A 14464-nucleotide genomic window follows, 5' to 3' on the forward strand; every position below is an offset into this window, starting at 1 on the left:
AAAAATACATGTTTATCTAGTAGTAATTTTTCTTACATTTGACAGCCGTAAAACTACTGCGCGATAAAAAAATTATAGAAACATTTGACTTTTATTTTATTAGGGATTTAATATTGTCTTGAACGTTTCGATATTAAAAAGGAGGAAATAATTTTCCTCCTTTTTATTTATAAAACTTTAACAAGTTAATTTACATTTTAAAACTGGAAGACCTCCTTTTTCGCTGAATTAAATTCTGATAGAATATCTTGTACTATTTCATGAACAGGTTTTATATCATTGATAAGTCCTGAAATTTGTCCAATCTCTAATTCACCATTATCTAAATCACCTTCAAACATGCCTTTTTTGGCGCGCGCTCTTCCTAGTAATTCTTTAAGTTCGTCAATATTAGGTCCCTTTTTATATAGAGCCATCACTTCATTATAAAACTTGTTCTTAATTAACCGTACAGGAGCTAACTCCTTTAAAGTTAACTGCGTATCTCCTTCTTTAGCCTTAACTACCACTTCCTTAAAATTTTGGTGCGCAGAACTTTCTTCACTAGCCACAAACCTACTACCAACTTGAACTCCCTCTGCTCCTAAAACCATGGTAGCTAGCATACCTCTTCCAGTAGCTATTCCTCCAGCTGCAATTAAAGGTATTTTTATTTGCTCTTTAACCATTGGAATTAAAGTTAACGTTGTAGTTTCGTCTCTCCCATTATGACCACCAGCTTCAAAACCTTCGGCAACAATGGCATCAACTCCTGCCTCTTGAGCCTTTAAAGCAAACTTTACACTGCTTACTACATGAACTACTAAAATTCCTTTTTCTTGTAACCATGAAGTCCAAGTTTTTGGATTTCCTGCAGATGTAAATACAATTTTTACATCTTCTTCAACAATTATATCCATAATCTTTGTGATATTAGGATATAACAAAGGAACATTTACTCCAAAAGGTTTATTTGTTGCTTTTTTACATTTTTGAATATGTTCCCTTAGAACTTCAGGATACATTGATCCTGCTCCCAATAGCCCTAAAATTCCAGAATTACTTGCGGCGGATGCTAAACGCCAACCACTATTCCAAACCATTCCTGCTTGAATTATAGGGTATTTAATATCAAAAAGTTTTGTTATTCTATTAGACATCATTATGACTATGATATTACTCCAGATCCAATTAGTTCATCATTAATATACCAAGCAACAAACTGACCTTCTGTTATGGCAGATTGGTATTCTTCAAATTCAACATATAACCCAGAGTTAACTTTATGTAAGATTGCTTTTTGAAGAGGTTGCCTGTACCTTATTCTAACTTCAGTTTCTAAAGTTTCATCTATATTTAAAGATAGATCTTCACGAATCCAATGTAATTCATCGTTGGTTACAAATAAAGCTTTCTTCAATAACCCCGGGTGCTCTTTACCCTGCCCTGTATATATAACATTATCTTCTACATTAGTATCAATTACAAATAAAGGCTCTACTGTTCCTCCTACCGCGAGACCTTTTCGTTGCCCCTTGGTAAAATAGTGTGCTCCCTGATGTTTACCTACAACCTTTCCCATTTCAATATCATAATCAATCTTTCTAGAAAGGTATTCTAATTTTTCTTCTTGGGAAATAAATACAGGTGATTCCTGTTTAAAAATATCTTGCTCTTTTGGTATTTCAACAATAACGCCTTCTTTTGGTTTTAACTGCTGTTGTAAAAAATCTGGCAACTTAACTTTACCTATAAAACAGAGTCCTTGAGAATCTTTTTTATCAGCAGTAATTAACCCAATTTCATCGGCTATTTTTCTAACTTCAGGTTTAGTTAATTCTCCTATAGGAAATAATGCTTTTGATAATTGTTCTTGAGATAATTGACATAAAAAATAAGACTGGTCTTTATTATTATCAACTCCTGCAAGTAATTGATAAATATTTTTACCATTATTTTCAATAACACCCTTTCTACAATAATGCCCAGTAGCAACATAGTCTGCTCCAAGGTCTAAGGCAATTTTCATGAATACATCAAACTTTATTTCTCTGTTACAAAGCACATCCGGATTTGGGGTTCTGCCCATTTCATATTCATTAAACATATAATCAACTATACGCTCCTTATACTGTTCACTTAAGTCTACCGTTTGAAAAGGAATACCTAATTTTTCTGCAACTAACATTGCATCGTTACTATCATCTAACCATGGACATTCATTAGAAATGGTTACAGAGTCATCATGCCAGTTCTTCATAAACAAACCAATAACTTCATAACCTTGTTGCTTTAACAAATAAGCTGCAACACTAGAATCTACACCCCCTGAAAGCCCTATAATGACTCGTTTCATGTAATTTAAATTAATGCACAAAGATACATATTCTCATGAAGAAAATAACTTATAAAGAGCAACTCAAAACTGTTATTAAAACATTTTTGTTTAATCTTTTTTAAATTTTTTTAAACATTATTTGGTTTTTTGTTTAACTTTTTTATATTTTTGCTAAACAAAATAATTTAATTAATCTTTTAATCATGAAAACTTTAATAGCCTTTATCAAAAAATTTTCATTATTACTAATTACGCTTTTAGTAATATCATGTAGTAATGATGACGACAACAATGTTGTAGTAATTACACCAGAAACAATTACGGAATTAGCAGTTGCAACTCCTGATTTAAGTACCTTAGTTCAAGCTTTATTAGCTGCTGACGGAGACCTAGCCTCTGTTTTAGATGATCCATCAGCATCCTTTACAGTTTTTGCTCCTACTAATAATGCATTTAATCAATTCCTAGCAGACAATAATTTTTCAAGTCTGGAAGATATTCCAAAATCTGTCTTAACTCAAGTTTTACTTAACCACGTTATATCAGGTGAGCAAGTTTCTGGATCCTTATCAACAGGATATGGAAACACTCTCGCTACAGAATCTACCACTGGAGCTAATCTTAGTATTTACATTAATACTTCAAGTGGTGTAACATTAAATGGTAATTCAAAGGTTACAACACCAGATATTGATGCAACTAATGGTGTTATACATATTGTAGACAAAGTAATTGGTTTACCATCTGTTGTAGACTTTGCAACAACCAATGATGATTTCTCCATACTTGTTTCAGCATTAACAAGATCTGATTTAACTTTTGATTATATTTCAACACTATCTACATCTAATGGTACAACCCCTGCTCCATTCACAATATTTGCACCAACAAATCAAGCCTTTGCAGATTTGTTAACTGAATTAGGGGTATCATCTTTAACGGATATTGATGAACCTACCTTAAAAGCTACTCTAGATCTTCATGCTGTTGCCCAAGCCAATGTACGCTCTTCAGCCTTAACAGATAATATGACAGTTTCAACCTTAGGTGGAGATATAACTGCTAATGTTACCGGAGGTGCTACTTTAACAGATGCAAATGGAAGAGTTAGCAATATTCAATTAGTTGATGTTCAAGCTGCAAATGGTGTAATCCACGTAATTGATAAAGTGGTTTTACCAAACCTACCCAATTCGATAGCTGGAAAAGTGGCCGCTAACGAAAGTTTAAGCAGCCTATTAGCAGCTTTACAGGTAGCAGATGGCGATTTAGTTTCAATATTAAACGGTACAACTGAGTTTACAGTACTTGCACCTAGTAATGAAGCATTTGCTGCTTTTTTAACTGAAAACAATTTTGCCTCTTTAGGTGATGTGCCAACAGATATATTAGCACAAGTATTATTAAACCATGTCATTACTGGAAAAGTAAGGTCTAGTGATTTAATTTCTGCAGGTTCTGGTTACGCTAAAACCAATGCAACTGGAGCAGGTGACATGAACATGAGTATTTTTTATAATACTTCAGATGGTGTTGTGTTTAATGGAATTTCAACTGTAAGTGATGCAGATATTGAAGCAACTAATGGTGTTATCCACATAGTTGATAAGGTTATTGGTTTACCTAGTGTAGTAGATCATGCCCTAGCAAACCCTTCTTTCAGTAACTTGGTTGCTGCCTTAAGTGCAGCGGATGGAGATTTAGTAAATGTATTAAGTGGTGAAGGTCCTTTTACCGTATTAGCTCCTGTTAATGATGGATTTACGAGCTTTTTAGCGGATAATAATTTTGCTTCCCTAGGTGATGTTCCGACGGATGCTCTTTCACAAGTATTATTAAATCATGTTATAAATGGGACTATATATTCTAGTGATTTATTAAATGCTGGATCTGGGTACTCTAAAACAAATGCAACTGGAGCAGGAGATAACCCAATGAGCATTTACTATAACACGTCAAATGGTGTTATGTTCAATGGTGTTTCTACCGTAGCTTTACCGGATGTTGTTGCTGCAAATGGTGTAATTCATGCTGTAGACAAGGTAATTGGTTTACCTACCATTGCTACTTTTGCAACTAGTAATCCTGCATTATCAATATTAGTTGAAACTTTGGCCTATGCCGATACTGGTACTCCTACTGTTCCTTATATTAGCACAGTTTCTGATTCAGCTGCTGGTCCCTTTACCGTTTTTGCCCCAACTAATGATGCATTTGGAAATTTATTAACAGATTTAGAAGTAGGTGCACTAACAGATATACCGACTAGCACCGTTGATTCAGTTCTACTTTTACATATTGTTAGTGGCAATATTCAATCTGGAGGATTACCAAATGGAACCGTTATGACTTTAGGAGGTGATATAACGGCAGATAACTCAAACTTTACGCTCACAAACAGCAATGGAACAAGTAATATAATAACCTCATTAGTTGATATTCAAGCTGCTAATGGTGTTGTACATGTTATAGACCGAGTAATAAGATAAAATTTAGTCAAGTTAGTTTGATTGGTTAGCAGTAGACAATTAATTTAATTATATAGTTATCTATCTCTCAATTAAAAATTGTCTATGAAAAGGAGAGCTCCCTTCATCAGGGAGCTTTTTTCGTTTTATATTTTGATTTAGGCGTAAAGTCTTTTTCTTCAACTAAACTACCATGCTCATAATACTTCCAAATGCCATGTTTTTTCCCAAGTTTATAACTTCCTTCTGCAATCAATTCTCCTTTGGGGTTATAATATTTAGATACACCATGTAACTCACCATTAACATAAACAAATTGCTTTAAAATAACGTTCTTAATGGAGTACCAAACTGATTCTCCTTCTAATTTACCATCAACATAATTTTGCTTTTCAGCTACTTGACCATTTGAATAATATACAAAACGTTCTCCATCAAGGTTTCCTTTCAAATTATAATTCTCTTGGGTCATTAATTTATCCGAATCATTGTGATAGTATTTCCAAGTTCCAATATACTTTTTACCATCCATTTCTCCTTCACTAATTATTTTTCCTCTAGAAGAGAAAAATTTCACTAAAGCTTTATTATTTGCTGCATTAAACTCTTTTGACGCCGTTAAAACCGCTTTTCCCCTAATATTTTTATAAAATTTAAAGCGCCCTATTTCTTTTCCATGATCAAATTGTCCTTCATAGCGAAGTACTTTTGTGTCTTCAAAATTCTTTTTCCAAGTTCCGTGTCGCTTTCCATTGTCATCGAATTGATTTACAGATTGAGCAGATATTGATAGTGAAACGAATAGAATTATAATCGGATGTAATAGTTTCATAAAACAAAGTAAAAAAGTTATAAACTATGGGTTAATTAATTAAATATAAACGATGATTAATTTATCAAATTGTGTATAACAAAAAAGCTGCCAAAATAAATTTAACAGCTCTAATTGTATTATTTCGAATTTCAATTACTAACAACTGAAATCTTCATTCCCTTTTACAAAAGGGAGCCCTTTATTTTTTTCTCTTTTGTTGAGCTTGTTTTTGTTTTTCGGCCTGCTCCATCATTTCTTTCATTTTAGCTTGAAACTTACTTTGTTTTTTAGGCTTCTTCTTATTCTCTTGAATCTGAGCATGAATCTTATCCTCATCAAGAATATAATTTTTAATTACTAAAATAATTCCAATACTAATTAAGTTTGAAATGAAATAATACAAACTTAACCCTGATGCATAGTTATTAAAGAAAAACAACATCATTATTGGTGAAAAATACATCATGTATTTCATCATTTTAGCCATATCTGGCATGCCTTCTTGTTGTGGTTGCGCTTGCATATTTTGTCCCGTGGTTAAACGCATATAAAAGAAAATAGCAATAGATGCCAACAACGGAAATAAACTAACATGATCTCCATAAAAAGGAATATTAAATGGAAGGTTAGCAACTGTATCGTAAGAGGATAAATCATCAGCCCAAAGGAAACTCTTCTGCCTTAAATCGAACGCAGAAGGAAAAAACTGAAACAAAGCATAGAATACTGGCAACTGTATTAAGGCTGGTAAGCAGCCAGCCAACGGACTTGCTCCTGCCTTAGTTTGCAACGCCATAGTTTCTTGTTGCGCTTTCATTTTATTGTCTTTGTACTTCTCTCTAATAGCATCTAACTCTGGTTTTAAAATTTTCATTTTTGCCTGAGATAAAAATTGCTTGTATTGTACAAAAGACAATAATATTTTCACCAAAATAGTCATAACCACAATAGCAATTCCGTAAGGCATAAAACCTCCTAAAAATGCAAACAAGGGCATAAACACATAACGGTTAATCCAACCAAAAATTCCCCAACCAAATGGTACTATTTCGTCTAAATTTCTATCATATGCATTTAAAACCTTAAAGTCATTTGGTCCGTAATACCAATCCATTGATTCATTAAGTTCACCACCTTTTAACTCTAATGGCAATTTAGATGCAAACATTTTAGTATAAACAGTATCAACTTCTTCCTCTTGAACTAAATTTTCAGTTTTAATGTTTGCAGTTTTAAAAGGAGAATCTGTCAATAAAATTGAAGAAAAGAAATGTTGTTTATACCCTATCCAAGCAACATCTTCTATGTCTTCATCAGCATCCCGAGCACCAGTATAATCTGCTTTTCCGCCCTCAAATTCATAGTGAATATCTGTATAACGATTTTCATAAGAAATACTTTTGGCATGACGATACCCTTTAAGTTTCCAATCTAAATTAATGGCTTGAGAACTATTAAAAACATCACTTAAACCTTGAGATTTCACACTAAAATCTATCATGTAATCATCTGGTTTCAACTCATATCTGTACTCCAAAAATTTAGTTTCAGATACTTTAAGCTTCATGGAAACAATAGTATTTTCGCCATTTTTTGAAACCTGTGGTTCAAAATATAAATCACGAGTATTTAAAATTCTACTATCTGTCGTTCCAAAATTAATATTGAAATCAACATTATTATCCTTAATAATATAAATTGGAATAGAATCATAGTTCACAAACTTTTTAAGTCTAACTTCAGAAAGGTAACCTCCTTTATTATTAAACTTTAAAGCCAATAAATCAGTTTCAATATTGGTTTCCTTATCCGAAGCATTTATTGCTGAAAGCGCAAAGGCTCCCAACTTATTTTTTAAAGCAATTTTCTGAATTGAATCCACCTCAGGACCAACTTCGTATTCAGATGCAGCCGTAAATTTGGTTTGCTCCTGTTGCTTAACCTTTTGTTCTGCTTCAACTTGTTCTTGTTTTGCTTTTTCCTGAGCTTCTAACTCTTCAGGAGTTGGCTGATTTTGCCAAAGCATATAAGCTAAAATTCCGAAGATAAGTACGAAACCTATTATTGAATTTATGTCTAACTTTTTTTCTTCCATTTTATTATTAATTAAAACAATTCCTGCCAAAGCAGGAATGATTTATAGCTTATCAATAAACTATCCAATTTTAATTTTGTGCCACACTGGCACCTTTTTGTTTGCTTTTATATTTTAAAGCGGCAGCAACAAATGCCACAAATAAAGGATGTGGATTAGCAACTGTACTTTTATATTCTGGGTGATACTGTACTCCAACAAACCACGGGTGATTAATTACTTCAACAATTTCTACTAAACCAGTATCAGGATTTAATCCGGTTGCAATCATACCAGCTTCCTCTAATTGATCTTTATAATTGCTATTAAATTCATAACGATGTCTATGACGTTCTTTAATAGTTTCTTCCTTATAAATATCTCTTACTTTACTACCTAATTTTAAATCACATGCCCAGGCTCCTAAACGCATGGTTCCTCCCTTATCTGTGATAGATTTTTGTTCTTCCATTAAATCTATAACAGCGCTAGTAGTATCTGGGTTCATTTCAGTTGAATCTGCATTTTCTATTTTAAGAACATTTCTAGCATATTCAATAACCGCCATTTGCATACCCAAACAAATACCTAAAAACGGTATATTATTTTCACGAACAAACTTAACAGCATCAATTTTTCCTTCAATACCGCGCTCACCAAAACCTGGTGCCACTAAAACTCCATCTAAATGAGACAGTTTTACTTCTATATTATCGCTGTTTAAATATTCTGAATGAATAGATTCAATTTTAACCTTTACTTCATTAGCCGCTCCAGAATGAATAAAGGCTTCTAAAATAGATTTATAAGAATCTTGAAGTTCAACATACTTACCTATTAAACCAATAGTTACTTCTGTTTTTGGGTTTTTATGACGTGATAAAAACTCATTCCATCTTGTTATATCTGGCTTTGTACTTTTTAAATCAAGCTTTTCTAAAACTACTTTATCAAGCCCCTCTTCAAGCATTAAATTAGGAACATCATAAATAGTTGAAGCATCAATAGACTGAATAACCGATCCTTCTGTAACATTACAAAACAGGGCTAGTTTTCGTTTTAAATCTTTTGGTAAATGATGCTCTGTTCTACAAACTAAAATATCGGCTTGTATTCCACTTTCCATTAAAGTTTTAACACTATGCTGAGTTGGTTTTGTTTTCAATTCCCCAGCTGCAGACAAGTATGGTACCAAAGTTAAATGAATTACAATACCATTATTTTCACCTAAATCCCAGCGTAACTGTCTTACAGCTTCTATATAGGGTAAAGACTCTATATCACCAACCGTACCCCCTATTTCCGTTATAACAATATCATAATCACCAGATTTGCCTAAAAGTTGAACCCGGTGTTTTATTTCATCGGTAATATGCGGAACAACCTGAACCGTTTTACCTAAAAACTCACCACGACGTTCTTTTTGAATAACACTTTGATAAATACGACCCGTTGTAACATTATTGGCTTGACTTGTAGGTACATTTAAAAAGCGCTCATAATGACCTAAATCTAAATCGGTTTCTGCACCATCTTCAGTTACATAACATTCTCCATGCTCATACGGATTCAAAGTTCCTGGATCTACATTAATGTAAGGATCTAATTTTTGAATAGTAACTCTATAACCTTGAGATTGTAAAAGTTTAGCAAGAGATGCTGCTATAATTCCTTTTCCTAAAGAAGATGTAACTCCACCGGTTACAAAAATGTATTTTGTGTTTGTCATACTGCGCTTATAAACGCAGGCAAATTTACAAAATTAAAATAGTTATTAGCACATAAGTTTTTAGTATTTTAAAGCTAGTTTTCAACAAAACTAAGACAATCATCGCCTAATAAATTTTTATACTTTGCCTGTCTCTTCAATTCCAAAAGAAATTTAAAAAAATAAATTTACCCTCTGACATATTCTGTCATCTCTCCATAATAGTTTTGCTACAGTTAAAAACAAAACCAAACAATTATAACATTTTATATCTGACCATTTTTAAATGAATTTTTGAAACATTTTCATTTTTCAATCGTCTTCTAAAAAATAATTAGAAGAAAAATGCAATAGAATATAAAAATTGCGTCTTTATAATTGAAGCGCCTATTAAAAGTGTCTTTAATGAATCATCAATCAGAAAACAGTAAAAAGCTTAATGAGTTTTTTAATGAGGAATATACATCTCTTAAAACTTATGTAAGCTCTAATCTTAAAGCTAGCATAAATAAGGATGCAGAGGACATCATTCAAGATGTTGCCCTAAAGTTATTTACTAGTGCTGATAGATATTCACCCATAAATAACGTAGCAGGGTTTGTTTATAGAGCTATAAAAAACAAAGTTATAGATGTTATGAGAGCCTCAAAAAAAAGTACTATAGACTATAACTCTCAAAATGAAAATAAACTCATGGAATTTGCTTCACTTATTTATGAATCTGCAGATAATTCATATCCTGAGCAAATGAAATCCGCTTTAAAAACAGCCATAATGAACCTAAAATTAGATTATAGAAATATTATAATAGCCATAGATTTTGAGGGCAACACCTATAAAGAAGTAGAAAGAGAAACGGGTATCCCGGTTGGCACATTAATGTCTAGACGCCACAGGGCTATCTCACAATTATATAAAACATTAAAACACAAAAAAGAAATTAACAATTAAAAAAAATAGATATGTCAAATTACTTTAAACATAAAATGCGTGGGAAATCTCCAGGAGAAATAATAGGAATGATACTTGTTGGAGGTGTTTTTTTAACCGGATTAGCCATACTTTTTGGTTTCATAATCATGTGGTTATGGAATTGGTTAATGCCAATGATTTTTGGGCTAACAACTCTTACTTTCTGGGAAGCCGTTGGAGTTTTTATCTTATTTAAAATTTTACTTGGAGGCTGCAATTTTGGAGGAGACAGCTCTTCTAAAAAATCAAAATCTAAAAAAGACAAAGAATGTAAAGGTGAATTCTCTAAATGGAAACATTATGATGATTTTTGGAAAGAAGAAGGAAACAAAGCCTTCGAAGCCTATAAAGAACGTATAAGCTCAAACCAAGAAACAAATGATTAGTCCGTTTTATCAAAGCCGAAAAAAGGCTGCTAGAATTCATATTTTAAAAACCAATATTAAATCTAAGCCTGCCGTAAACACCTTAAAACTGCTTTTTAATGCTCATCCTGATATTGTACGATGGTCTATAGATCTTGAAGATATAGACAAAGTGTTAAGGGTTGAAACTAATAACAATATTGAACAAGAAGATATTATTGAACAAGTAAGTTCTAGAGGTTTTTATTGTGAAGAATTAGAGTAAGTCAAACTAGATTTTGAAATTGTTTTCCGTTACCTTCGCTATGTAAACATGTTTTTATTGCACCTAATAATTATAAAGGTAAATGGAAGAAAAAGAGAAACCAAGACTTTCCAGATTAACTGCTATTCTTACGCAACTGCAATCCAAAAGAATAATTACTGCTAAAGACCTTGCTGAAAGACACAAAGTAAGCATAAGGACCATTTATCGTGACATTAGAACATTAGAAAAATCAGGAATACCCATTGTAACTGAAGAAGGCAAAGGTTATTCTATAATGGAAGGCTATCACCTCCCTCCTGTGCTTTTTACTGAAGATGAAGCCAATGCTCTAATTACTATAGAACAGTTAGCAATTAAAAACAAAGACTTGTCTTTTGTTAAAAATATGTCTAGTGCCATAGAGAAAATTAAAGCCATGCTACGATATTCTCAAAAAGGAAATGCCGATTTACTGGCAGACAGAATTTACTTTGGCGGAAACAATAAAGAAGAAAAAACAAGTAACAATCTTATGCAGATTCAATCTGCTATTACGCATTCTAAAGTATTAACCATTGAATACTTTTCCACTAAAAGCAACCAAACCACTCGAAGCATTGAACCCTTTGCTATATATAGTATCCATGGCGACTTTCTTTTAATTGCCAATTGCAGGTTACGTAATGACTTCAGGCACTTTAGAATAGATTTTATTAAAAAACTTGTTTTAGAAAATGAAACGTTTAATCCACATAATATGACCATAAAAGAGTATTTTGATAAATATGTAAAAACCCAAAAACACCCCTGACACATCTTTGTCACCAGTCCGTTTTATGTTTGCATTATAATAACCTTAAAACATAATAATATGGAAATTTTAAAAATCATTGTCTTATCATTATCAAGTCTTTTACTCATTTTTGTTGGTATTTCACGTCTTACACATCCCATTAAAACATATTTCAAAAACTCTGGGATTAAAATAGAAAATGACACTAACCTTTTAAATGAAATAAGAGGAATCAGTTCTGTAATGCTTTGTGGTGGAATTATTACTTGCCTAGGTATATTTCATAAAAATTTGACATTTACTTCATTAATAGTGGCTGCTTTGATTTTTCTTGGGTTCGCCATTGGGAGGATTATTAGCCTTTCTGTGGACGGTAAACCAAATAGGCAAATTGTTCAAGGTGTTTTATTTGAAATTATTTTTGGCCTTGCATGTGTAATATTTTTAATTATTAATTAAAGTAGAATATTTAGATTAGTAATCAACCACCCAATATACCCCTTGTAATTGCAAATGTATCCTTAAAGATGTGGCAATTCATTAAATATAAAAATATAAGCAAACAAAACTTAAGCAATTAGTTTTTAATGATTTTACAAACATTTTGAATAACTAAAGTTATCTTACTTATACAATATTTTTGAAGAATTTGACTAGAACACTACTTTATTCTTTAGTTTAGAAAACCTTATTTTATAATTATATCATTAACTTTAGAACAGCAACCAACCCTATAAAAAAATGAATAATGCAATTTTACGATCAGCTTTCATCATTTTTGTGCTCGCACAATTAGTTTCTTGTAAAAGCGAAAAAAATAAGAAGGATGTTGTTTTTTCACTTCAAGGTAAAGTTTCTGAAATTTACCCAGGAGATATTTTATTATATAAAGTCTCAGACCTAAACAGTAAAAAGTATGAGGTAGTAGATACACTAACTGTCCAAAATGACAGTACCTTCATTGCAAACTACAACCTAGAACCTCACTTCTATATTCTAAGTGTCTATGATTCTATACGGGTCCCGTTTATAGCAGATTCGTTACAAAACATCAGTATTAATTTTTTACCGAATAGAAAATTTAAAGTTTCAGGTTCACCAGACACGGAGTTATTTGAGGATTATGAAAAATTCAGGAAAGAAATTTTGCAAAAAACAGTATATCCGCTAAGAGGGCGATTTTATCCTTTATTAAGAAAAAATGATCCGAAGGATAAAGATTTAATTGAAGAGTTAAGAACACAAATGGTTCAGGCGGAAGAAAACTATCGTGATACTTTAATACATGCCGTAAAAAAAATGGGAACCTCTATTGCCATTTACCCTACAATGTTAAGATGGAATGGGGACAAGGATATAACATTTTATGAAAAACTCACAACCGATTTTGCAAAAGAACATCTAGGGTTAGAAGTGACAAATACCATTTTGGAAAAAATACGGGTAATGAAACAGGTATCCATTGGTGGAAAAATTCCAGAGATAATTGCCAATGATGTTTCCGGTACTGAACAAACATTATATAAAAATTTAAGCAAGTATACTTTAGTGGATTTTTGGGGTAGTTGGTGCGGTCCTTGTAGGGCAGAAAGTGATGAGCTTGTTATGCTTCATGAGAAATATCAAGACTCCGGATTCGTTATTTTTGGTTATGCTGTCGAGAATAGTGAGGAAAATTGGAAAAATGCCATTGTTAAAGATCTCAGGAAATGGATTAATGTTTCCACACTTAATGGCTATTCTAATGAAATTTGTTCTAACTATGGCATAACCTCATTACCAAAAAACTTTCTAGTAGATAACAATGGAATTATTATTGCTAAAGACATTCATGGCATAGAATTAGAAGAAATACTTGCCAACCTATTACAATAAATTAATAAGGCATAATTCGATAAAAAGGAAAAAATCGTAATAAAACAAAAAAACTAATTATTTATGGAATTTGCTTTTTGAATATTCCTGACCAAATACTCTAGCCCGTTAACCTTAAGCTCATAAACAGTGGTTAGCATGTCTCCCAATTTGTTTTTTGGAAAACCTTTTCTGTGATACCAAACCACATAATATTCTGGCAGGTCAATTAAGTAACGGTCCTTATATTTACCATATGGCATTTTGGTATGTGCCAATTTTAAAAGAAAATCTTTATCTGGAATCATTAATTAGATTTGTACTTAGAAAATTTTTTAAGTTCTTGTGCAATATACGCTTCCCATTTGGCTTGAGCTTCAAAATTTCTAGAATAATCAGATTCAGTATCATACTTATTTTGCATAAGCTCAACTTCAGAGTTTATGGCTTTTCTAAGTGCTCTTAATTCACTTTTAATACGGTTTGATACTTTTAATTTACTAATTCTATACCTAAGTTTTCTGGCATGCAACTCTGTAATATCAAAATGTAATTGTTCATGCCCTAATATATGTTTGTTAGCTCTTTCTGGTTTATACCATGATTGTTCTGGATAAAAATGCGCATGAACTTCGGTAGAAAAATCAATAACCTCTGATGCCGTTTCTTTAACAGAAAACCCTAGTGTTATTCCGGATGCGGTAACAGCTACCGCACTTGAACTATGATTAGGTCTATCTTTAAAATCGGACCATGATAGTTTGTAAGATGATTTCCAAGACATTACTGGTTGGTCTTGAATCAGAAGAAAACTGCATAAAATAATAAAAACTCTAATCACAAACCTAAAAC

At 32.2% G+C, this 14464-nt stretch carries 14 protein-coding genes; 7 read left to right on the plus strand and 7 right to left on the minus strand.

Translation table 11 applies throughout. From position 1 onward, the window contains the following. Window positions 1-197 precede the first annotated feature (197 nt). Both N1F78_RS15420 and mnmA read right to left on the minus strand, forming a co-directional pair. Window positions 198-1139 (minus strand): NAD(P)H-dependent flavin oxidoreductase, encoded by a 942-nt coding sequence (locus N1F78_RS15420; protein ID WP_406685695.1) that lies wholly within the window; start codon window positions 1137-1139, stop codon window positions 198-200. Window positions 1140-1147: 8 nt separating this feature from the next. Further along, entirely contained in the window at window positions 1148-2335 is a 1188-nt protein-coding gene (gene mnmA / locus N1F78_RS15425; protein ID WP_406684066.1) for a tRNA 2-thiouridine(34) synthase MnmA, read from the minus strand. 185 nt (window positions 2336-2520) lie between these two features. Between mnmA and N1F78_RS15430 the strand changes: the two genes are divergently transcribed. Beyond that, window positions 2521-4806, plus strand: coding sequence for a fasciclin domain-containing protein (locus tag N1F78_RS15430; RefSeq protein WP_406684067.1), 2286 nt, complete (start codon window positions 2521-2523; stop codon window positions 4804-4806). 106 nt (window positions 4807-4912) lie between these two features. Here N1F78_RS15430 and N1F78_RS15435 read toward each other — a convergent pair whose 3' ends face one another. The 3 genes from N1F78_RS15435 to N1F78_RS15445 all read right to left on the minus strand — a co-directional run bounded on the left by N1F78_RS15435 (window position 4913) and on the right by N1F78_RS15445 (window position 9402). Next, window positions 4913-5617 carry a toxin-antitoxin system YwqK family antitoxin gene (locus N1F78_RS15435; protein WP_406684068.1) on the minus strand — a complete coding sequence of 235 codons (705 nt, stop codon included), beginning with the start codon at window positions 5615-5617 and terminating at the stop codon, window positions 4913-4915. Between the two features lie 181 nt (window positions 5618-5798). Continuing rightward, entirely contained in the window at window positions 5799-7694 is a 1896-nt protein-coding gene (gene yidC / locus N1F78_RS15440) for a membrane protein insertase YidC (RefSeq protein ID WP_406684069.1), read from the minus strand. A gap of 70 nt (window positions 7695-7764) precedes the next feature. Then, window positions 7765-9402, minus strand: a complete 1638-nt coding sequence (locus N1F78_RS15445; protein ID WP_406684070.1) for a CTP synthase — start codon at window positions 9400-9402, stop codon at window positions 7765-7767. A gap of 384 nt (window positions 9403-9786) precedes the next feature. Between N1F78_RS15445 and N1F78_RS15450 the strand changes: the two genes are divergently transcribed. The 6 genes from N1F78_RS15450 (at window position 9787) to N1F78_RS15475 (ending at window position 13633) form a co-directional block, all read left to right on the plus strand. Continuing rightward, window positions 9787-10332: an RNA polymerase sigma factor gene (locus N1F78_RS15450; RefSeq protein ID WP_406684071.1), complete on the plus strand. Its 546-nt coding sequence runs from the start codon at window positions 9787-9789 to the stop codon at window positions 10330-10332. Window positions 10333-10343: 11 nt separating this feature from the next. Beyond that, entirely contained in the window at window positions 10344-10739 is a 396-nt protein-coding gene (locus N1F78_RS15455) for a hypothetical protein (RefSeq protein WP_406684072.1), read from the plus strand. Then, window positions 10732-10983, plus strand: a complete 252-nt coding sequence (locus N1F78_RS15460) for a hypothetical protein (RefSeq protein ID WP_406684073.1) — start codon at window positions 10732-10734, stop codon at window positions 10981-10983. Before N1F78_RS15455 ends, N1F78_RS15460 begins: the two co-directional genes overlap by 8 nt. 82 nt (window positions 10984-11065) lie before the next feature. Next, window positions 11066-11776, plus strand: coding sequence for a helix-turn-helix transcriptional regulator (locus N1F78_RS15465; RefSeq protein WP_406684074.1), 711 nt, complete (start codon window positions 11066-11068; stop codon window positions 11774-11776). Window positions 11777-11836: 60 nt separating this feature from the next. Continuing rightward, a complete protein-coding gene (locus N1F78_RS15470; protein WP_406684075.1) occupies window positions 11837-12217 on the plus strand; it encodes a DUF4345 domain-containing protein in 381 nt (126 codons plus the stop codon). 282 nt (window positions 12218-12499) lie between these two features. Further along, complete coding sequence (locus N1F78_RS15475) at window positions 12500-13633, plus strand: TlpA family protein disulfide reductase (protein ID WP_406684076.1); 1134 nt, start codon at window positions 12500-12502, stop codon at window positions 13631-13633. A 53-nt stretch (window positions 13634-13686) separates the two neighbouring features. Here N1F78_RS15475 and N1F78_RS15480 read toward each other — a convergent pair whose 3' ends face one another. Together N1F78_RS15480 and N1F78_RS15485 are read right to left on the minus strand one after the other, a co-directional pair. Beyond that, on the minus strand, window positions 13687-13920 hold the full coding sequence (locus tag N1F78_RS15480) for a DUF3820 family protein (RefSeq protein WP_406684077.1): 234 nt from the start codon (window positions 13918-13920) through the stop codon (window positions 13687-13689). Then, window positions 13920-14396: a DUF922 domain-containing protein gene (locus N1F78_RS15485; protein WP_406684078.1), complete on the minus strand. Its 477-nt coding sequence runs from the start codon at window positions 14394-14396 to the stop codon at window positions 13920-13922. The genes N1F78_RS15480 and N1F78_RS15485 overlap by 1 nt, the downstream gene beginning before the upstream one ends. Window positions 14397-14464: the final 68 nt, after the last annotated feature.

Source organism: Seonamhaeicola sp. MEBiC01930, from assembly GCF_045277075.1.
Classification (GTDB): Bacteria; Bacteroidota; Bacteroidia; order Flavobacteriales; family Flavobacteriaceae; genus Seonamhaeicola.

What these genes read in the sequence shown, in the direction of transcription:
- N1F78_RS15420 (WP_406685695.1), bottom strand. Translation starts at nt 1,139, where the DNA reads ATGTCTAATAGAATAACAAAACTTTTTGATATTAAATACCCTATAATT.
- mnmA (WP_406684066.1), bottom strand. Translation starts at nt 2,335, where the DNA reads ATGAAACGAGTCATTATAGGGCTTTCAGGGGGTGTAGATTCTAGTGTT.
- N1F78_RS15430 (WP_406684067.1), top strand. Translation starts at nt 2,521, where the DNA reads ATGAAAACTTTAATAGCCTTTATCAAAAAATTTTCATTATTACTAATT.
- N1F78_RS15435 (WP_406684068.1), bottom strand. Translation starts at nt 5,617, where the DNA reads ATGAAACTATTACATCCGATTATAATTCTATTCGTTTCACTATCAATA.
- yidC (WP_406684069.1), bottom strand. Translation starts at nt 7,694, where the DNA reads ATGGAAGAAAAAAAGTTAGACATAAATTCAATAATAGGTTTCGTACTT.
- N1F78_RS15445 (WP_406684070.1), bottom strand. Translation starts at nt 9,402, where the DNA reads ATGACAAACACAAAATACATTTTTGTAACCGGTGGAGTTACATCTTCT.
- N1F78_RS15450 (WP_406684071.1), top strand. Translation starts at nt 9,787, where the DNA reads ATGAATCATCAATCAGAAAACAGTAAAAAGCTTAATGAGTTTTTTAAT.
- N1F78_RS15455 (WP_406684072.1), top strand. Translation starts at nt 10,344, where the DNA reads ATGTCAAATTACTTTAAACATAAAATGCGTGGGAAATCTCCAGGAGAA.
- N1F78_RS15460 (WP_406684073.1), top strand. Translation starts at nt 10,732, where the DNA reads ATGATTAGTCCGTTTTATCAAAGCCGAAAAAAGGCTGCTAGAATTCAT.
- N1F78_RS15465 (WP_406684074.1), top strand. Translation starts at nt 11,066, where the DNA reads ATGGAAGAAAAAGAGAAACCAAGACTTTCCAGATTAACTGCTATTCTT.
- N1F78_RS15470 (WP_406684075.1), top strand. Translation starts at nt 11,837, where the DNA reads ATGGAAATTTTAAAAATCATTGTCTTATCATTATCAAGTCTTTTACTC.
- N1F78_RS15475 (WP_406684076.1), top strand. Translation starts at nt 12,500, where the DNA reads ATGAATAATGCAATTTTACGATCAGCTTTCATCATTTTTGTGCTCGCA.
- N1F78_RS15480 (WP_406684077.1), bottom strand. Translation starts at nt 13,920, where the DNA reads ATGATTCCAGATAAAGATTTTCTTTTAAAATTGGCACATACCAAAATG.
- N1F78_RS15485 (WP_406684078.1), bottom strand. Translation starts at nt 14,396, where the DNA reads ATGTCTTGGAAATCATCTTACAAACTATCATGGTCCGATTTTAAAGAT.